We start from the raw sequence: 18,049 nt of genomic DNA, 5'->3' as shown, positions 1-18,049 counted from the left end.
GCCGTGCTGGTCTGTACACCGAATACCGACTCGCGGGAGGCTGACACCATGCGGAAACTGACCTTCGCCATGAACGTGAGCCTGGACGGTTATATCGCCGCGCCCGGCGACGACCTCGGCTGGAGTGTGCCGAGCGACGAGCTGTTCCAGTGGTGGTCCGACCGGGTGGGGGCGACAGGTACGGCGCTGTACGGGCGCAAACTGTGGGAGACGATGAGCTCCCACTGGCCGACCGCCGACCAGCAGCCGGGTGCCACACCGGCGGAGATCGAGTTCGCTCGCCGCTGGCGGGACATGCCGAAGGTGGTGTTCTCCTCGACGACCAGCACGGTCGACTGGAACACCCGCCTGGTCACGGGCGACGCGGTCACCGAGATCACCCGGCTCAAGGCCGAGGACGGCGGCCCCATGGACATCGGCGGCGCCACACTCGCCGCAGTGGCCATGCGGGAAGGGCTGATCGACGAGTACGCGATCGTCACCCATCCGGTCCTGGTAGGTGGCGGCACCCCGTTCTTTGCGGCCCTGGACAACTGGGTGAACCTGACCCTGGTGGAGACCGGGACGTTCCCTGACGGCGTGGTCCTGACCAGGTACGAGACCAGGCGCTGAGTACCCAACCTCGGATCGGCCCGGGCCGCCCAAGGATCTCGTGGCGCTGTGTTTCGAGGCGATCGTGATACCCGTCCCGGGTCACAGACCGTGCATGTAGGGGATCGGGATCGGGATCGGTTAATTGTCGCCGGGAAGCTGGCGGATGTAGTCCTCAGGCGAATCCCCGGGTGGAATCCGGTGAGCCTTGTGGTCAGGGTCGTCGTCGAGGGTGATCGTCAGCGACGTGGTGTACGCGCCGGGCTAGGCCCTTTGGGGGCGGCGATACGGTTCCTCGCCGACATACCATGCGTCGGTAGCGACGAAGTCGAAGCCGTCCTGGACCCCCTTCCCGGGCGATCATTCATTCCGCCTCGTTCGTTCGACTCTGGGTCTCCTCGATGCGCTGGCGCTGCCGGACCCCGTACGCCGCCTCCTTGACGGCGGCGTCGTCCTCGAGACCTGACCCGAGCGCCCCACCGATGGTGGCGATGGACGCCAGCAGCCAGGTGAGCGTGAGGTAGTCGGAGAAGTTCACCCCGTGCCCGAGAATGCGGGACAGCAGTTCCGGGGGAAGAGTGAGACACGCGGTGAACAGGAGCAGGCAGAACAGGGCCACGTGGAGGACGATCACACCGATGACCAGGGTGGCGACGGTCGCGGTGTTGTACAGCGCCGATCGATTGCGCTCTTCCGGCGACTTCGGCCGCTCCCACAGTTCGTGATCGAGGATCAGCCAGAGAATAATCGCCACGATCGACAGGATCGTCGCCGCACTCATACGCCATGGGCCCATCGTGTCGGCGAACAACCAGATCGTGTTGGTGGCCAGTGCGATCGCACCCGTGGCGAACGCGCCGACGAGCACCTTCGACAGTCCGGTGACCAGCCGCCACGGCCGGTTCGCCCGCACCATCCCCGACAGCAGTCGCAGTCGCCGCAGTCCCGAGGGCGCGAAGTACCGGATGCCGTTCTCGATCTGCACACACGGGAACCGTCGTGCCGCGCCGGGGGGCATGAGTTCCGGTTCCCCGAGGATGTGGGCGATCGCGAGTTCGGTGACGGTGCGGATGCGGCGCTCGATGTGGACGCCGCCCACCGCGGCGACGGAGATGAGCGCGAAGAGGTGGTCGGCGCTGACGTCGGCCACCACCGGCAGGGTGTCTTCGCGGCGTGGTAGGTCGGTGAGGTACACGACGATGTCCTCGCCTTCGGAGGATGGATCGACCGCGTCGATCACGTCTGCGAAATCCGCTTGCTCGTCTGAGAGGTACGGCTTGCTGCGCACGCATGTAGTCCACCGGCGCTCGAGGCGGTCACGGCTTCGCATGCGTTGCGGCAGGTGCTCCGCGACGCGTTCGGCGAGAGCCGCAGGTTTGCCCGGATCCGCGATGAACAGCACTGAGGCCTGCTCACCCGCGGCACCGGATTGCCCTCCCTGGAGGTGTTCGTTCGCCTTCACCGTCTTCGCGTACCCGCCCGGTCTGCCCCCAAACTCCCAGGCAGTGGGTGCGAGTCGATCACGGCGCCGCCGCGCTGTCCGTGTCCGGTTGACAGGTCCACCGGGTCCGCCGAGGCATCGTCGACAAGAGCGGGAATCGGTGGGGTCTTTATGCTGGCCGGTGTGCCGGGGCTGATCGACCGATCCGGCGCGGATGGTCCCTCAAAGCAGGTCATCGATCCTTCACCGACACCCGTCGAACCGGTCACCTAACCGGCATCGCACGCCGTCGTCGCCAGTGGTACGTGGTCATGACCACCCCCGACGGCTGCGCCGAGGAGGCCGCCGACTGGTGCGACCGACCACCACAGCAGTACCCAGGGTGGGGACGGTGGCCCGGCCGAAAATCTGGCAATCGCCGGTATCGGGCCCGGCGGCCCGAATGTCGGCGGTCCGACCCACCTCCACGCCACGACGCGAGCATTCCCAGGACGGCGCCATAGAGCGCCAACGCCGGAACCAACTCGAGCTATCGCCAGACGGCTACGTGCAGTCACTCGGTAGTTCACCAGACCGAGGCTCCCGCCTGCACCCCGTTCGCCGATCCGCTTACGGCGTCCCGGCCCCTGAATCCACATGGAAGGATATTCGGTCATCGGATCCTTGCCGAGTGCATGCTGGCGGCCTCGCGTCGCGGCGCGTATTTCGGGACGGTTCCGACTCGGCGGACACGCCGGTCGGTGCGGACGTCGAGTTGGAGGGTGACCCCGGTGACGGACCGCTGTGGGGCGGCCAGGAATCGAGAACTGTCGGCGTCATGATCGCCGGGCCCTCTCACGGAAGCGCTCGGGCAGTGAGCAGGATCACGATTCGACGCGCATTCGGGCGTGATTCGGTGGGCGACCTCGCGGAGCCTGCGAGCGGCGGGTCCGCCGCGACGAACGGTCGAGGACGGCGGGCAGTGGCGAACACCGGGGTGATCCGGTGAACATCACGATCTGTCGGGGTGGTCGCGTCACGTGGCCCACTCCTACACTGGCCGCCGTGAGCCTCCAGATCAGTGATTCCGCGTCCCCGGTGCAGTCGAGCCGGATTCGTCACTCGGCCTTCCAGCAGAAGGTGACGTCGGCGGAGGAAGCGGTGAAGGCCATCGGTCCGGGTGACACCGTCGCTGTCAGCGGTTTCGCCAGTGCCGGGACACCCAAGGCGGTCATCCCGGCCTTGGCTGACCGGATTCACGCCGCCCGGGCGGCTGGCGCGAATTTCACCATCGACCTGCTGACCGGGGCGTCCGTGTCGACGGAGACCGAGAGGATGCTCGCCGAGATCGACGGAATCGCCCTGCGGATGCCCTACCAGGCGGAATCCACGGCACGGCAGAAGATCAACCAGGGGCGCATGGATTACGTCGACATCCACCTCTCGCACGTGGCCCAGCAGGTGTGGGAGGGCTACTACGGTGTGGTGAACGTCGCGGTCGTCGAGGTTTCCGGCATCACCGAGACCGGTGAGCTGATCCCCTCCGCGTCGGTCGGAAACAACAAGACCTGGCTCGACGTCGCGGAAAAAGTCATTCTCGAGGTCAACTCGTGGGTCCCGGACGCCATGGATGGTATCCATGACATCTACTACGGCACAGCTCTGCCCCCGCACCGCCGACCGATCGAACTCACCGGCGTGGAGGACCGCATCGGGCAACCGCATTACCGGGTGGACCCGGCCAAGGTTGTTGCGGTGGTGGAGACGAACGCCCCCGACAGTGCGAGCGCGCTTACCGCTCCGGATGCGGTCAGTGAGGCGATCGCGGCCCACGTGCTGGACTTCTTCGACCACGAGGTGAGGCGTGGCCGACTCCCGGAGAACACCCTGCTGCCACTGCAGGCGGGCGTCGGAAACGTGGCCAATGCCGTCCTCGGGGGACTCGATCGCGGCCCGTATCGGGGTTTGACCTGCTATTCCGAGGTTATCCAGGACGGGATGCTGCACTTGATCAAGCACGGCACCGTCCGGTTCGCGTCGGCTACCGCGCTGGCACTCTCGGAGGCCGGGATCGAGGAGTTGACCTCCAACATCGACTTCTACCGGCAGCACATCCGGCTCCGTCCGCAGGAAATCAGCAACCACCCCGAGGTGGTCCGCCGATTGGGAATCATCGCGATGAACGGGATGCTGGAGGCCGACATCTACGGGAACGTCAATTCGACCCACGTGATGGGCACCAAGATCATGAACGGCATCGGCGGATCCGGGGACTTCGCGCGCAACGGGTACCTGTCGATGTTCCTCAGCCCGTCCACGGCGAAGAACGGAGCGATCTCGTCGATCGTCCCGATGACCCCGCACGTCGACCACACCGAGCACGACACCCAGGTATTGGTCACCGAGCAGGGCCTTGCGGACGTGCGGGGGTTGTCGCCGCGTCGTCGGGCACGGGTCATCATCGAGCGCTGCGCGCATCCGGAATTCCGGCCGCTGCTCACCGACTACGTCGAGCGGGCGACGGCCACTGCGGGAGCCGGCCAGACGCCGCACCTGCTTGGGGAGGCGTTCTCGTTCCACCAGCGGTACCTGGAGTCCGGCTCGATGCGACTCTAGACGGTCACCTTCCCGCCCTCCCGTCGGGCGGTGGACCCTGCGGGGACTCGTCCGGGAAGGCCAGCCGACGCGATCTGAGACCTGGTGGGCCCGATGGCCAATGGTTCGAATAGCGTACTGGCGCAGGGCAGGTGGGCGCCCGTTGACCCGGGGTCGACGGGGGTTGGCGACAGGTCGAGGCCGACAGCCGTTGGTACGAGTTCGGCTCAACCGATCACCACGTGGCCCGGTACGCGGAGCTGACCAGCCGTAGCGGCAGTTCGTCCCAACGCCGCAACTACTTTGGGCGGACGACAACCATACGGGGGCGAAGTCGTCGGCGGGATCTCGACGGCCGCAGCGACGTCGTAAATCAGCGCGGCGGCGTATCGACCAAACCTGCGACGTCGATGGCGTACGGTTTCGTCGTGGTCACGTTCGGCCATGTGCCCATCAGGGCAAGTCAATCGCCCACTCACTGCAACGCCCTGAAGTTTAACTAGACGGTGCCTACGTCAGCGGAGTCGTTCTCACCGTAGGGCTCCCCCTATGCCGGTGCCTATCTGCGGCCGCCGCCACAGTTCCCATGCGAGTCGCAGGACTCCGATCGCGGTAAGAACGGTCAGCGACAAGACGGCGGGGACGGAAATCGCTACCGGAAAAACTAGGAGGGCCGCGGCGGCGGTGAGGAGCCGATCGACGGTGAGCTGATGGTGGTCACGCCAACGGTAGGCCACCTCGGCGGCGTAGAACAGTGCCACCCCACCGGTGAGGGCGAGGGCGGCCAGCGGCGCCAGCGGCTCGTCGATGTGTTCCACCGAAACCCGAGCCCCGAGGGCGAAGAAGACAATCCCCGCGACGAGCGGCAGGTGCAGGTAGCTGTAGGCGTCGCGCGCCAACCGTGCCCGATCGACACCGAGTGTTCGCTGCATACGTTTTTCGGCGCCGGCGGTGAGGCCGAAGTAGGTCCACCACAGGGTGGCCGAGATCAGCACCCCGAGAACCACAGCGCCGAGGACACCGGGACGGCGCAGGTTTTCGGTTGCCCCCGCCCCCAGCTCGATGATCGTCTCGCCCAGCGCGATGATGATGACCGAACCGTGGCGCTCGATGAAATACGAAGGTACGACTCGAAGTCCGCTGATTCCCGCTATCAGGGGACTGCCGAAGTCGACCGCCGCCGCCGCGACCCACAGCAACTCACGGTAGGGGGAGGCCACAAAAGCAGCGGCAACGATCAAGGCCGGCCCGACGAGCAGGCCCGGCGCCAGTCGGCGGATCGCCGACGCCAATCCATCCTCGTCGTGGGATGACGAGGCGAGGAACATACCGACGTTGATGACGCGGACGGCGAGCAATGCGAGCCCGAAAACGAGGGCCCCGGTGGTGAATGCGGTCGGCAGTGCAATCGCCGCGATGAGCATCGCCGCCATCGCGACGATGATCAAAGTCGTGTGCATCACACGCGCCGTTTCGAATGTGTTGGTCAGCCAGGCGTAGCACACCCACGCCCACCACAGGGCGAGCAGAGCGAGCACACCCCGGCCGAAACCCTGCCAGGAGATGTCACTGAGCATCAGGTGTGTGACCTGCGACATCGCATACACGAAGGTGAGGTCGAAGAACAACTCCAGGTTGCCCACCGACCGCCCATTCGACTCCTGCGATCCGTCGGTGTCGGGCTCGCGGCCGGCAGATCCCCCGGCGGCGTTGCCGTCGTAGACCGTCATCGTCGACCAGTGGTCATGATCATCGCCCGTTGCTGTTCACCAGTAATGTTGTTCTCCGATATCACTTTCTCGGGGGTGATCCGCACCAGCAGCATCCCCTCGCCCGCATTGAGCCGGCCGTACTCCTCAGCCCGCTCCGCCCGGACGTCGGTCGCTCGCTGTGTCACCGCAGCTGCTGCCGACCCGGTTGTACAGGTCCCCGTGGCCAGGGGCGTGCGCCTCCATTCCGACCGCTTCGACGCTCACATCCGCGACGTCGCCCTGTCGACGCAGTTCCCTGACGACGCAGTTCACTGCTCACAGCGCCGCCGCGGCCGCCTCGGCGACGGTCTTGTCCTGCTCCCCGGTGCCGCAGCTGACGCCGACCGCCCCGACGACCTGGCCGTTGTGCCGCAGCGGCACACCGCCGGTGAAGATCATGATGCGCCCACCGTTGGACACGTGTATCCCGTAGAACTGCCCACCCGGACCCGCGTTGGCCGCGAGGTCCTCGGTCGAGATGTCCAGCGCCCGCGCGGTGAACGCCTTGCTGATCGAGATGTCGATGCTGGCGATCCAGGCACCGTCCATCCGCACGTGAGCCACGAGGTTGCCGCCGGCATCGACCACCGCAATGTTCGACGGCGACTCGATCTCGTCAGCTTTGGCCTGCCCGGCGGCGATCACCCGCTGCGCATCGTCGAGGGACACCGAGGTCTGGTTCACTGTCATGACGCACCCGCCCGGGGCTTCGCGAACTGCTCGACGATGGCCTGACAGAACGCGGGGAGGTCGTCGGGCGAGCGGCTAGAGATCAGGTTCCCGTCGATCGCGACCTCTTCGTCGACGACGTCGGCCCCGGCGTTGCGCAGGTCGGTCCGCAGACTCGGGTATGAGGTGAGCGTTCTGCCTTTGGCCACACCGGCCTCGACGAGGGTCCAGGGACCGTGGCAGATTACCCCGACCGGCCTTCCCGAGCCGACGAAGTCGCGCACGAACGACACCGCCGCCTCCTCGATTCGCAGCTTGTCCGGGTTCACCGTGCCGCCCGGCAGCAGCAAGGCATCGTAGTCGTCGACCGCAACATCGGACACGGCCCGATCTACGGTGAACGTGCCGGCCGCGTCGAGGTCGTTGTTGCGTGCCTGGATTTCGCCTGACTTCGGCGACAGCAGCTCCGTGTGCCCACCGGCTTGGTGCACCGCGTCGCGGGGTCGCTCGAGTTCGACTCTTTCGACCCCGTCGGCAGCAAGTATCGCGATCCGCTTGCCCTGCAGTGTCATTGCCATCATTGTGCTCCTCTCGGTCCGGGCCGCCTCACGGATGCAGTACGACCTTGGTCCATCCGTCGTCGCGGGCATCGAAATGCTGGTAACCGGATTCGGCCTCGGCCAGTGGCAGTTCGTGGGAGACGATCCAGGACGGCTTGGCACGGCCCTGGTGGATCAGGTCGCGCAGCTGCCGGTTGTAGTGCTTGACGTTGGCCTGCCCGGTTCCGACCTTCTGCCCCTTGAACCAGAATTTGCCCATGTCGAAGGCGATCTTGCCGTGGCGTTCGAGTTCGTCGGGGCCGTTGCGGTCCTGGGGCAGGAAGATCCCGACCACCCCGATGTGGCCGGTGAAGCGCACCGAGTCGACGAGCCGGTTCATCGTCATCGCGGCGTCCTCGTGACCCTGCGGGTCGTGCGCCTGATAGCCGACGCACTCACAACCCTTGTCGGCACCCTGCCCGCGGGTCTGTTCCAGGACCTGCTCGACCGGGTCGCCCTTCGAATCGTCGATCGGAATGACGCCGATCTGCTCGGCGAGCTTGAGCCGGTCCGGATGCCGGTCGACGATCATCACCTTGCTCGCGCCCTGGATCATCGCCGAGTACGCCGCCATCAACCCGACCGGCCCGGCCCCGTACACCACCATCGAATCGCCGGGCTGCATGTCCGCGAGGCGGGTGCAGTGCCAGCCGGTGGGAAAGATGTCGGAGAGCATCACGTAGTCGGTTTCCTTGTCCTGGGCATCCTCGGGCAACCGCAGACAATTGAAGTCGCCGAACGGCACCCGCAGATATTCCGCCTGCCCGCCCCAGAACGGGCCCATCCCGGCGAACCCGTATGCGGCGCCGGCCATCTTCGGATCCGGGTGCACCGTCAGGCAGAACGCGGTCAACCCTTCCTCGCAGTTGCGGCAGAAACCGCAGCCGATGTTGAACGGCAGGCACACCCGATCCCCGGGTGAGACCTTGACCACCGCGTTGCCGACCTCGGCGACGATCCCCAGGTTTTCGTGACCGAGGACCATCCCGGGCTCGAGGTCGGTGCGGCCCTCGTACATGTGCAGATCCGACCCGCAAATATTGGTGCTGGTGATCTTTACCAGCACATCGGTCGGCTGCTCAATCCTGGCATCGGGCATATCCTTCACATGAACCTCACGTGGCCCGTCGTACACAAGCGCTTTCATCTCGACTCCCTGATGCTGCGTTTCCCGGTGGATCCCGGCCCGGCGGCCACAGGCGATGACATGTGAGCGACCGAATGAATCGTGCCGCTGGGGCAGACGCGACAGCGCACGGAACTGAAAACAACACCAAAACGTTGGCACACCACCATGTTTCGCGTCACAGCCGATAACAGCGGGCGCATTCCAGGCGTCGCATTCCATCCACCATGGAGTCTCCTCTTTCGGCTCCACGATTACTAGGGGTGAGATCGGTTTCCTTGATTGGTGGGCTCGGGGGCTCCTTCCCTTCACCGGTCGATGGTGTGATGCTGGACCATGTCCACCACCTCGAACAGGAGACCCGACATGGCCACCAAGGCGCTGCTGGTCCGACTCGAAGCCAAACCCGGCAAGGAAAGCGCGGTCGAGGAATTCCTCCGATCGGCGCTGCCACTCGTCGAACAGGAGCCCGGCACGAAGCCCTGGTTGGCGGTACGGTTCGGCCCCTCGACGTTCGGCATCATCGACGCATTCCCCGACGAGGCCGCCCGCGACACACATCTCAATGGGCCGGTCGGCAAGGCCCTCGGCGAACGCGCCGACGAACTCTTCGCTGCGCCGCCCGAAATCAGCTACCTCGACGTGCTCGCCGACAAGCTCTGAGCCGCCGAGTCCGCCGAACCTGTCGAATCGTGGTACACAACGACGAGACGAGCGCAGCCTGACACCTCACCGGCCCCCCACCACACTCCACGGAACTCGGGACATCCTCCGCGCCCACCGCTACGGCACGTGCTGGGCGCCGAACCGTTGCCGCTCGCCACCGGACAGGCGAATCCCGTGCTCACCGATCTGCGCGTGCAAAGCCGCGGTTTCGGTGTCGATCCGGTCGCGCAGGTTGACGGTGTCCAGGGCCGCCCAGCACTGCTCGTCCGTCACCTCCGGGGCGGCGAGGGTGAGGTTCTCCCGGACGGTGCCCGAGATCGCGGGCGCGTTCTGTTCCACGTAGCCGCGTGCGACGGTGAAGCTCACCGAGTCGAGGACGGGATGGTCGGGGCGGTACCCGAACCGGGCGTCGCGGAATTGGACCATCCACTACTCGATCGGGGATTTCCCCGTCGCATCTTCAGCGGCTGAGCGTTCGACGATCCGCTCCACCGGATCCAGAGGGGAGTTTGCCGACAGACTCATGGTTGGTGCTCACGGCCACCGCAGCCGCAGATGCACGCAGCGTGATCGGGAGCACGCTTGACGAGTTCGATGCTCCAGTAGCCGAGGTCGGATTCATCGTCGCGCCAATCGTGATGGGGATGCCGTCTGTTGCGAACCAATAGACACTGTCGCTGTTTCCTGGCAGCACGTTGAAAGAGTTCAAGATCGACAACACGTTCATAGCTGCCAGAACTGTCACAACTGTCCGAGCCACGACGAGACGGGGGAGCACGGCAGGAATCAAGCAGAGCAGGATCGGAACGGCGAGGACGAGTAGCAGCGTGTTGCCGTAATCCGACAGCGTTGAGGAAATGCACTCGTCCCAACTGGCGATGAGTTCAGTCCGAAATTCGCCGAGCTGACATTCGGTGGTCCACAGCATCGGACCGAGCGCCCAATCCGCCGACACCGCCGCTGAAAGTGAAGCGAGAGCGACCCACCCGAGACGTATCAGCACCGGCATCCCCCAATCATGCCGGACTGAGTGTCGCGTGCCGCCTGTCCGCCGGCATCGCGTTCGCGGATCCGCTTGCGGCACAGGGGCCAGCAGTCCTCAGCGGTGCGCTTCTTCGACCCAGGAAGGATGTCTTCCACTGGTGTCGCACACCCAGGTTCGGGAGTCGGCGCTGTCGAGGTTGACGGTATCGGTGAGCCAGTAGGTGTCGTCGGGCGCCCATCCCGCGATGACACTCGCGGTGTCGGCGTCGACGGTGATCGCGGTGCCCGCCGCGGCGAGGTATCCCGCCACGGTGAAATGTACGCCCTCGTACCGTTCGGAGAGCCGCGGCCAGTCCGGAATGACCCATCGTCCTGAACGTCCGGTGGTGCGGTACCAATCGTGTCGTTTCTGCGCGGTGACCTCGACGGAGAACTGTCTGCACAGTTCTGCCCACGCCTGCGCACCGTCGACCTCGTACACGCGAGCGCTGGCGGGAACGTTCATTCGTCGCGTGACGGCGCGCTCCCATCCCATGCTGTCCTCGACGAACCACAAGCCGGCCGGGGTCCCGTCGAACAGCGGCCGGGACGAACACCGTGTAGGTGGAGTCGACCACCACCAGCCGGACCAGTTCGCCGACGGATCCGCCGGACGATCGCGTTCTGCTCGCACTTCCTCCGCGGCAGTCCGATCACGGTAGTCACGCAACAGTTCTGCGGTAGTGGAGTCAACGGGATCCGTACCGTCCTCACTCCAGCCCACCGACCACTGATCGGTCGCAGCGGGCGTCGTCCACCACTGCGTATGCGGGGATCGTGCGATGTGCTCGGCGACCCGTCGAAGCTCACGGCGCACCGGCTCGGCGGCGACGAGGATATCTTCGCCGTCCGGGTCCTGCCAGTAGCGCGCCGCGTCCACCGCGTCGGCGAGGGCCGAACGGAGTGCAACCGCCGTCACCTCGGGCAGCGGAACCTGGGACAGGCGGTGCGCCACATCGTCTGCAGTGAGGACGGTCCGCCGAGCCTCTTCAGCGCCGGGCCCGAACAGCACGCGTGCACCTTCCCGACCGGACTCGAGGTGATACGACGCCAGAAATACGGCGTGATCGAACAAGTCACTGCGGAACTCGGAGTGCAGAGTTCGTTCGGCGTCTCTCGCGTAGGCGAGGAGCATCCGACGCCCACGTGGGCCGGCCAACAATGCTTCTGCGGTAGTCATGTGCTGACCACCCTAGAGTCCCCGAGCCGACGCGCCTCCGAATACGTTCTCACCGCGGGCCGTGGGCCACTGCGGCTGCGAGGAAGCCGGCCGAACAGGCCGCCGTCTGGGCGGCAGTGTGCGTGCAGCCGACTGGCACCGACCACCCCGCCACGAAACCGGACTGGCCTGCCACCGGGCCATCCCCGCGATCGGGGCAAGGACGTCCTGCAGGTGCGGCCGGGGCGCGGGTGTTGTCGGGTCTACCTGCCAAAGCGGAAACTCGCCTGGCACGCCTGGCCGAGGAGCGCGATGCCTTCTTCGATGGAACGCAGCGGGATCGCGCCGTAGCCGATGCGGAAGTGGTTGCGGGGCGGGACCGGTTGTGTGAAGAAGATGTCGCCCCGTTCGATGAGCACACCGCGGGCCTCCGCCTCGCGCACGAGCACCCGGCAGTCGAGGTTCTCCGGGCCGGTCATCCACAAGCTGACGCCACCGGGCGGATACGGCTCCTGTGGCCACGGGAGGTACTTGTCGACGGCCGCGCACAGCCGCTCCCATTTGTGTTTCATCTGGGTGCGGTGGTGGCGCAGCGCGCGGTGGTACTCCCCGCTGTCGATGAGCATGGCCAGGGCCCGTTGCTGGTGACCCGGTGGATGTCGGAGCACGTACCGCCGGGCCTTCCGCAGTTCGCGCACCAGGTCCGCGGGCCCGACGAGGTAGCCCAGACGCAGGCCCGGGGCCAGGAACTTCGAGAACGTGCCGAGATACACGGCGTCGCCACTGGAATCGAGCGCCTTCAGCGCCGGGCTGGGACTGCCGTGATAGCGGAACTCGCTGTCGTAGTCGTCCTCCACGATCACGGTGCCGGACTCCGCGGCGAGCTGCAGCAGACGCTGACGACGGTCGATGCCGAGCGTCGCGTTGGTCGGATGGTGATGGCTCGGCGTCAGATACATCAGGTCCGTGCCGCGGAGAGTCTCCGGCGGGCGCAGGCCGCGATCGTCGACGTCGATGCCGTACACCTGGGCGCCGGTGCGCAGGAAGATGTGTCGCGCATCGAGATAGCCGGGGTTTTCGATGGCAACCCGATCCTCGGGTCCGAGCAGCACCCGGCCGACGAGGTCCAGCCCCTGCTGGGAACCGACCGTCACCAGAACTTCGTCCGCACTCGCCTCGATGCCGCGCGAGGGCAGCAGATGCTGGCGGATCATGTCGATCAGCATCGGGTCGTCCGCACCGACACTGTCCTGGAGGCTCGCGTAGGCGTGGGGTTGGTACAGCGCGTCGCGGAGACACCGCACCCATGCGCGGGCGGGGAAACTGCGGATGTCGATCTGCCCGGCCAGGAACGGGTACGGGTAGCTGTGCCAGTCGACGTTCTTCTCGATGTGCGGGACGTCGGCGTCGGGGTAACGCCGGATACGGGACGACCAGTCGATGCGCGGAATGGTCGCGCGGGCGTCCGATGCCAGCGTCTCGATCATGTCGGGATTGACGAACATGCCCGAGCGCTGGTGGCTTTGAACGAGTCCCTCGGCGATCAGTTCCTGATACGCCAGGTTGATCGTGTTCCGTGAGATCGCCAGATCGACCGCGAGTTCCCGCGAACTCGGAAGGCGGTGGCGTGGATCGAACAGTCCGTTGGCGATGCCGTGTTCGATCGCCCGTCGAACCTGGCGGTAGAGCGGTTCGGCGGAGTTGCGGTCGACCTCGATCAGTGTTCTCGGCACGCATCGCCTCCTGTGGATCCAAGAGTGGCCAGATGTAGGCCGACCCGGCACGCCGAGAAGTTCTCGAACGAGCACTTCTCAGTATGCCGGGCCGGCGGCGAAATCAAACCAGGTTGAGCGCGTCGTCGACGCTGACCGACTCGATCCCCAGTGCGGCGCCGACGGCATCGTTCGTCAGGCGCCCGGCGACGGTGCTGACACCGGCGCGGAGTGCGGCATTCTCCCTGGCAGCGCGGGCGAGGCCCTTCTCGGCGATCTGCAGGGTGTACGGCAAGGTCACGTTGGTGAGTGCGTACGTCGACGTGTGAGGCACCGCTCCCGGCATGTTCGCCACGCAGTAGAACACCGAGTCGTGAACCTTGAACGTGGGCTCCGCGTGGGTGGTGGGACGCGAATCCTCGAAGCAACCACCCTGGTCGATCGCGATGTCGACGAGGACGCTGCCCGGCTTCATCCGCGAGACCAGCGAGTTCGAGATGATCTTCGGTGCCTTGGCGCCCGGGACGAGCACGGCACCGATGACGAGGTCGGCCTGCATGACCTCCTGCTCGATCGAGTAGGCGTTCGCGGCGAGGGTGCGGATCCGGCCCTGGTACATCCGGTCGGCGGCGCGCAGCTTGTCGACGTTCTTGTCGAACAGGACCACATCGGCCCAGGTGCCTGCGGCGACGGCGACGGCGTTCATGCCCGAGACGCCGGCACCGATCACGACGACGCGAGCCGGGGACACACCGGATACACCGCCGATCAGTACGCCGCGGCCACCCTCCGGGCGCATGAGTGCTTGCGCACCGACGAGCGGTGCGAGCCTGCCGGCGACCTCGCTCATCGGGAACAGCAGCGGCAGTGAACCGTCGGGAAGCTGAACGGTCTCGTATGCAACGGAATTGGTGCCTGCGGCGAGCAGTGCCCGGGTGCACTCCTCACCCGCAGCGAGGTGCAGGTACGTGAACAACGTGAGGTCCGAACGCATCCGGTGGTATTCCTCCGCGATGGGCTCCTTGACCTTGAGCAGCAGTTCCGCGCTCTGCCACACCGCATCGGCGGAGTCGAGGATCTTCGCGCCGGCGGCACCATAGGCGTCGTCGCCGATCGACGAGCCCTCCCCCGCACCGCGTTCCACGAACACGTCGTGCCCGTGGGCGACCATTTCGTGGACGCCGGCGGGAGTGGCCGCCACCCGGTACTCGTGGTTCTTGACTTCCTTGGGGATACCGATCCTCATCTGAGACCTCCGTTAGCTGGGGCTGTTCGCCGCTCCGACCACACGTCGTGGTGCCCGAGCGATACCGAAGTCTGGATCACTCTGGCATGGGACCAGAAGGACCAGTTGAGCGCCGTCTACGGGGACCAGACTGGACCCATCGAATACCGCTCTTCTGGCCCTGACCTGCAGTCTGCGCCGTCGGTATGTTGTGGATCACAGCCATTCGACAACAAAGGAGATGGTCGTGGACGTCACCGAATTGCGAGCACGGGCCCGCCGGCACCTCGGACCTCATTTCACCCGTAAGGACACCTGGGAAAGCGACTTTCCGGTGTTCGTTCGTGGCGAGGGAAGCTATCTGATCGACACCGAGGGGGACCGTTTCCTCGACGGTCTGGCAGGCCTGTTCTGCGTGAACATCGGTCACGGCCGCGACGACATCGCCAAGGCGGCGAGCGAGCAGATCGGGACGCTCGCCTACGCCTCCAACTGGGGCAGCGCCCACATCCCCGCGATCGAGGCGTCCGCGCTCATCGCCGACCTGGCACCCGGCGACCTCGGGACGACCTTCTTCGTCAACTCGGGATCCGAGGCCGTGGAGACGGCCGTGAAGTTCGCCCGGCAGTACCACCGCAGCCAGGGCAACCCTCAGCGAACCAAGATCATCAGCCGCGAGATGGCGTACCACGGAACCACTCTCGGCGCGCTCTCGGTAACTCAGCTGCCCAAGATCAAAGACCCGTTCGGCCCGCTGCTGCCCGGGGTTCGTTCCGTGCCCAACACCCTCGGTTACCTCGGCGACTGCGGCCCGGCGAACGAGCTCGACTGCATCGCCGCGATCGAAGCCGTCATCGAGGAAGAGGGTGCCGACACCATCGCCGCCGTGTTCGCCGAGCCGGTTCAGAACGGGCGCGGCGCCCTGGTTCCGCCGGACGGATACTGGTCTGCGCTGCGCGCGCTGTGCGACAAGCACGGGATCCTGCTGGTCTCCGACGAGGTGATCTGCTCGTTCGGCCGCCTCGGGCACTGGTTCGGGCACGGGCTCACCGGTGTGGTGCCCGACATGATCACGTTCGCGAAGGGCTCCACGTCCGGATACGCCCCGCTCGGCGGCCTGATCGTGCGTGAGCAGCTGGTTCGCGAGCTCTACGATTCGCCCAAGGGCGGCGTGTTCACCCACGGCGCGACGTGGGGCGGGCACCCGGTGTCGACGGCGGTGGCGGTCGCGAACATCACCGCGATGCGCGACGAGAACGTGCTGGGCAACGTCACCGCGCGCGGCCCGAAGTTGAAGTCGGCACTCGACTCGCTGATGAGCGCGCACCGCTGCGTCAAGGACGTGCGCGGCACCGGATTCTTCTACGCGATCGAATTGATGGCCGACAGCGACAGCGGCCGCGAGTTCACCGAGCAGGAATCGCTGACGGTGTTGCGCAAGGTACTGCCGGAGGCGTTCGCCCGCACCAAGGTGATTCTCCGCGGCGACGACCGGGGTGCCACGATGCTGATGATCTCGCCGCCCCTCGTCGCCGACGACGAGGTGCTCTCGGAACTGCTCCACGGCATCGACAGCATGCTCACCGACATCGAAAAGGCAATCCAGCCGTAGGAACGGTACCTTCCCCGAGTTCCAGCGGGTGGCGGTCGTCGAGATCGACGACCGCCACCCTTCTTCGTAGTGATGGGAGAGCGAGGCCATGGCCCCGGGCGTCACCGCTGTACCACCCACCGACGCTGCACGACTGAATGATTCGTCGCTGATCGACCACTGGATCGCCACCCTGCGCGGGGAGAACCGCATCGTCGGTCTGGCGGACGGAGAAGACGAGCGCGCGATACGTGCGGCCCACCATCTGCACCACAAATGTGTCGTCTCCCCGCGGCTGTTCGGGCGGCGGGACGTCATCCGGCGCATCGCCGAGGCCGCGGGTATCCCACTGGCCGAGGAACTCGTCGTCGACCTCGCCGAGGCGGCCGCCGACCCCGCGATCCGTGACGCCGTCGAATCGGGATTCGCCAGGTACCCCGACCGGATCGAGTCGGCGCTGTCCGACCCGGTGTGCCTCGCCGCAGCGGCACTGCGCGCCGGAGTGGTCGACGCCTGCGTCGCGGGTGCGAGCAGGCCGACGTCCGACGTGCTGCGGGCCGGACTGCGCATCGTCGGTCTCGCGCCGGGTTCGAGCATCCTGTCGAGCTCGTTCCTGATGTTGCTGTCGGACGGCAGGCAGTTGACGTTCTCCGACTGCGCCGTCGTACCCGACCCCACGGTCGAGGAACTGGTCGAGATCGCGCTGGCCGCCAGCGCCACCCACTTCCAGCTCACCGAGCAGACGCCGATCGCGGCGATGCTGTCGTTCAGCACCCAGGGCAGCGCCAGCCACCCGCGAGTGGAGAAGGTCCGCGAGGCCGCGGAACTGGTGCGCGTCCGGGACCCGCAGTTGCACGTGGACGGTGACCTGCAATTCGATGCCGCGCTGGTCGCCGAGATCGGCGCGTCCAAGGCGCCCGGTTCACGGGTCGCCGGCCGGGCGAACGTGTTGGTCTTCCCCAATCTCGATGCCGGCAACATCGGGTACAAGATTGCTCAGCGGCTCGGTGGTGCAATAGCCTTGGGTCCCATCCTGCAAGGCTTGGCCGCACCGTGGAACGACCTGTCCCGCGGGTGCACCGGCAGCGACATCGAACTGATGGCTCTGGTGAGCGCAGTCCAATCCTTGGCCACCTGAATATCAGACCTGCACGGGAACGTGCCACCGGATCGGGAAGGAAGCCGCGATGACGATGCTCCTCATCGGTGCCCTGTGTATCGGCATCGCGTCGGTCATCGGCGGCGCCACCGGGTTCGGGACGGCACTGATCGCGACGCCGGTGATGCTGATGGTCGGATTCGCCGTTCCCGAAGTGGTATTCGTCAATCTGGTGGCGGGCCTGATCACGCGGATCGGCGCCGCGTATCAGTTGCGAGAACACATCACGTGGGGACGGGTGGCGCTGCTCGGCGGTGGCAGCCTGCCCGGCGCCTGGCTGGGCGCGGTCACGCTCGGTTCGCTGCCGGAGCAGTATCTGAAGCCGGCAGCGGGAGTCGTGGTGATGTTGTGCGGGCTTGCGATGGCGCTCCCCAACCGGGCGGAAGCCACACGTGCGCCCTCCACGACCGCGCACGTCCTCACCGGTTCCGTGGGTGGGTACCTCGGAACGACGACGTCGCTCAACGGACCGCCACCGGTCCTGTTGCTGATGCGCGCGCGGTTGCCACCGATGGCCTTCATTGCCGATCTCGCAGGCTATTTCATCGTCGCGAACGTGATGGCGCTCGCGGTACTGTGGTTCCACGACGAAATCACGGAATCGATGTTCTGGCCGCGACTCCCGGTCTTCGTCGGGGCCGCGCTGATCGGCAACGTCATCGGGCTGGCGATCGCCCGCCGACTTCCGCCGGGGGTGTTCCGTTCCGCGGTCATCGCACTGGTGATCGCCGCCGGTGCGGCGACCTGCATTCTCGGGTGACAG

17 protein-coding genes are annotated in these 18,049 nt (G+C 66.3%); 6 read left to right on the top strand and 11 right to left on the bottom strand.

Annotated elements, in window-relative coordinates; genetic code table 11:
• The first annotated feature begins 48 nt into the window (after window positions 1–48).
• Window positions 49–612, top strand: coding sequence for a dihydrofolate reductase family protein (locus PSR88_RS18110; RefSeq protein ID WP_016884767.1), 564 nt, complete (start codon window positions 49–51; stop codon window positions 610–612).
• A gap of 343 nt (window positions 613–955) precedes the next feature.
• Here the strand turns inward: PSR88_RS18110 and PSR88_RS18105 are convergent, their stop codons facing one another.
• Entirely contained in the window at window positions 956–2,053 is a 1,098-nt protein-coding gene (locus tag PSR88_RS18105; RefSeq protein WP_016884768.1) for a membrane protein, read from the bottom strand.
• 1,023 nt (window positions 2,054–3,076) lie between these two features.
• Between PSR88_RS18105 and PSR88_RS18100 the strand changes: the two genes are divergently transcribed.
• On the top strand, window positions 3,077–4,627 hold the full coding sequence (locus tag PSR88_RS18100; protein ID WP_083849798.1) for an acetyl-CoA hydrolase/transferase family protein: 1,551 nt from the start codon (window positions 3,077–3,079) through the stop codon (window positions 4,625–4,627).
• Between the two features lie 509 nt (window positions 4,628–5,136).
• Here PSR88_RS18100 and PSR88_RS18095 read toward each other — a convergent pair.
• From PSR88_RS18095 to PSR88_RS18075, 5 genes are all read right to left on the bottom strand, one after another.
• Window positions 5,137–6,336 carry a low temperature requirement protein A gene (locus PSR88_RS18095; protein WP_016884772.1) on the bottom strand — a complete coding sequence of 400 codons (1,200 nt, stop codon included), beginning with the start codon at window positions 6,334–6,336 and terminating at the stop codon, window positions 5,137–5,139.
• Window positions 6,333–6,503 carry a hypothetical protein gene (locus tag PSR88_RS18090; protein ID WP_016884773.1) on the bottom strand — a complete coding sequence of 57 codons (171 nt, stop codon included), beginning with the start codon at window positions 6,501–6,503 and terminating at the stop codon, window positions 6,333–6,335. Before PSR88_RS18090 ends, PSR88_RS18095 begins: the two co-directional genes overlap by 4 nt.
• A 130-nt stretch (window positions 6,504–6,633) precedes the next feature.
• On the bottom strand, window positions 6,634–7,047 hold the full coding sequence (locus PSR88_RS18085) for a GlcG/HbpS family heme-binding protein (RefSeq protein WP_016884774.1): 414 nt from the start codon (window positions 7,045–7,047) through the stop codon (window positions 6,634–6,636).
• On the bottom strand, window positions 7,044–7,604 hold the full coding sequence (locus PSR88_RS18080) for a type 1 glutamine amidotransferase domain-containing protein (RefSeq protein WP_029539753.1): 561 nt from the start codon (window positions 7,602–7,604) through the stop codon (window positions 7,044–7,046). Before PSR88_RS18080 ends, PSR88_RS18085 begins: the two co-directional genes overlap by 4 nt.
• Before the next feature lie 28 nt (window positions 7,605–7,632).
• Complete coding sequence (locus PSR88_RS18075; protein WP_237726894.1) at window positions 7,633–8,724, bottom strand: glutathione-independent formaldehyde dehydrogenase; 1,092 nt, start codon at window positions 8,722–8,724, stop codon at window positions 7,633–7,635.
• A 393-nt stretch (window positions 8,725–9,117) separates the two neighbouring features.
• Here PSR88_RS18075 and PSR88_RS18070 point away from each other — a divergent pair, with 393 nt between their 5' ends.
• Window positions 9,118–9,414, top strand: coding sequence for a putative quinol monooxygenase (locus PSR88_RS18070; protein WP_009480791.1), 297 nt, complete (start codon window positions 9,118–9,120; stop codon window positions 9,412–9,414).
• 120 nt (window positions 9,415–9,534) lie between these two features.
• Here PSR88_RS18070 and PSR88_RS18065 read toward each other — a convergent pair whose 3' ends face one another.
• From PSR88_RS18065 to ald, 5 genes are all read right to left on the bottom strand, one after another.
• Complete coding sequence (locus tag PSR88_RS18065; RefSeq protein ID WP_016884779.1) at window positions 9,535–9,843, bottom strand: ABC transporter ATP-binding protein/permease; 309 nt, start codon at window positions 9,841–9,843, stop codon at window positions 9,535–9,537.
• A 34-nt stretch (window positions 9,844–9,877) separates the two neighbouring features.
• Window positions 9,878–10,426, bottom strand: a complete 549-nt coding sequence (locus PSR88_RS18060; RefSeq protein WP_016884780.1) for a hypothetical protein — start codon at window positions 10,424–10,426, stop codon at window positions 9,878–9,880.
• A 90-nt stretch (window positions 10,427–10,516) separates the two neighbouring features.
• Window positions 10,517–11,575: a hypothetical protein gene (locus PSR88_RS18055; RefSeq protein ID WP_016884781.1), complete on the bottom strand. Its 1,059-nt coding sequence runs from the start codon at window positions 11,573–11,575 to the stop codon at window positions 10,517–10,519.
• Window positions 11,576–11,862: 287 nt separating this feature from the next.
• Window positions 11,863–13,332 carry a PLP-dependent aminotransferase family protein gene (locus tag PSR88_RS18050; protein WP_016884782.1) on the bottom strand — a complete coding sequence of 490 codons (1,470 nt, stop codon included), beginning with the start codon at window positions 13,330–13,332 and terminating at the stop codon, window positions 11,863–11,865.
• 103 nt (window positions 13,333–13,435) lie between these two features.
• Window positions 13,436–14,557 carry an alanine dehydrogenase gene (gene ald / locus PSR88_RS18045; protein ID WP_009476621.1) on the bottom strand — a complete coding sequence of 374 codons (1,122 nt, stop codon included), beginning with the start codon at window positions 14,555–14,557 and terminating at the stop codon, window positions 13,436–13,438.
• 220 nt (window positions 14,558–14,777) lie between these two features.
• Here ald and PSR88_RS18040 point away from each other — a divergent pair, with 220 nt between their 5' ends.
• From PSR88_RS18040 to PSR88_RS18030, 3 genes are all read left to right on the top strand, one after another.
• Complete coding sequence (locus tag PSR88_RS18040; RefSeq protein ID WP_016884783.1) at window positions 14,778–16,148, top strand: aspartate aminotransferase family protein; 1,371 nt, start codon at window positions 14,778–14,780, stop codon at window positions 16,146–16,148.
• A gap of 88 nt (window positions 16,149–16,236) precedes the next feature.
• Complete coding sequence (locus PSR88_RS18035; protein WP_016884784.1) at window positions 16,237–17,265, top strand: phosphotransacetylase; 1,029 nt, start codon at window positions 16,237–16,239, stop codon at window positions 17,263–17,265.
• 49 nt (window positions 17,266–17,314) lie between these two features.
• Window positions 17,315–18,046, top strand: a complete 732-nt coding sequence (locus tag PSR88_RS18030; protein WP_016884785.1) for a sulfite exporter TauE/SafE family protein — start codon at window positions 17,315–17,317, stop codon at window positions 18,044–18,046.
• Window positions 18,047–18,049: the final 3 nt, after the last annotated feature.

It is taken from the genome of Rhodococcus sp. DK176, assembly GCF_038447315.2.
Classification (GTDB): domain Bacteria; phylum Actinomycetota; class Actinomycetes; order Mycobacteriales; family Mycobacteriaceae; genus Rhodococcus_F; species Rhodococcus_F jostii_A.
This window is presented reverse-complemented; position numbering and strand designations above follow the sequence as displayed.

What these genes read in the sequence shown, in the direction of transcription:
- PSR88_RS18065 (WP_016884779.1), bottom strand. Translation starts at nt 9,843, where the DNA reads ATGGTCCAATTCCGCGACGCCCGGTTCGGGTACCGCCCCGACCATCCC.
- PSR88_RS18095 (WP_016884772.1), bottom strand. Translation starts at nt 6,336, where the DNA reads ATGACGGTCTACGACGGCAACGCCGCCGGGGGATCTGCCGGCCGCGAG.
- PSR88_RS18070 (WP_009480791.1), top strand. Translation starts at nt 9,118, where the DNA reads ATGGCCACCAAGGCGCTGCTGGTCCGACTCGAAGCCAAACCCGGCAAG.
- PSR88_RS18075 (WP_237726894.1), bottom strand. Translation starts at nt 8,724, where the DNA reads ATGCCCGATGCCAGGATTGAGCAGCCGACCGATGTGCTGGTAAAGATC.
- PSR88_RS18085 (WP_016884774.1), bottom strand. Translation starts at nt 7,047, where the DNA reads ATGACAGTGAACCAGACCTCGGTGTCCCTCGACGATGCGCAGCGGGTG.
- PSR88_RS18060 (WP_016884780.1), bottom strand. Translation starts at nt 10,426, where the DNA reads ATGCCGGTGCTGATACGTCTCGGGTGGGTCGCTCTCGCTTCACTTTCA.
- ald (WP_009476621.1), bottom strand. Translation starts at nt 14,557, where the DNA reads ATGAGGATCGGTATCCCCAAGGAAGTCAAGAACCACGAGTACCGGGTG.
- PSR88_RS18040 (WP_016884783.1), top strand. Translation starts at nt 14,778, where the DNA reads ATGGTCGTGGACGTCACCGAATTGCGAGCACGGGCCCGCCGGCACCTC.
- PSR88_RS18055 (WP_016884781.1), bottom strand. Translation starts at nt 11,575, where the DNA reads ATGCTCCTCGCCTACGCGAGAGACGCCGAACGAACTCTGCACTCCGAG.
- PSR88_RS18035 (WP_016884784.1), top strand. Translation starts at nt 16,237, where the DNA reads ATGGCCCCGGGCGTCACCGCTGTACCACCCACCGACGCTGCACGACTG.
- PSR88_RS18080 (WP_029539753.1), bottom strand. Translation starts at nt 7,604, where the DNA reads ATGGCAATGACACTGCAGGGCAAGCGGATCGCGATACTTGCTGCCGAC.
- PSR88_RS18030 (WP_016884785.1), top strand. Translation starts at nt 17,315, where the DNA reads ATGACGATGCTCCTCATCGGTGCCCTGTGTATCGGCATCGCGTCGGTC.
- PSR88_RS18110 (WP_016884767.1), top strand. Translation starts at nt 49, where the DNA reads ATGCGGAAACTGACCTTCGCCATGAACGTGAGCCTGGACGGTTATATC.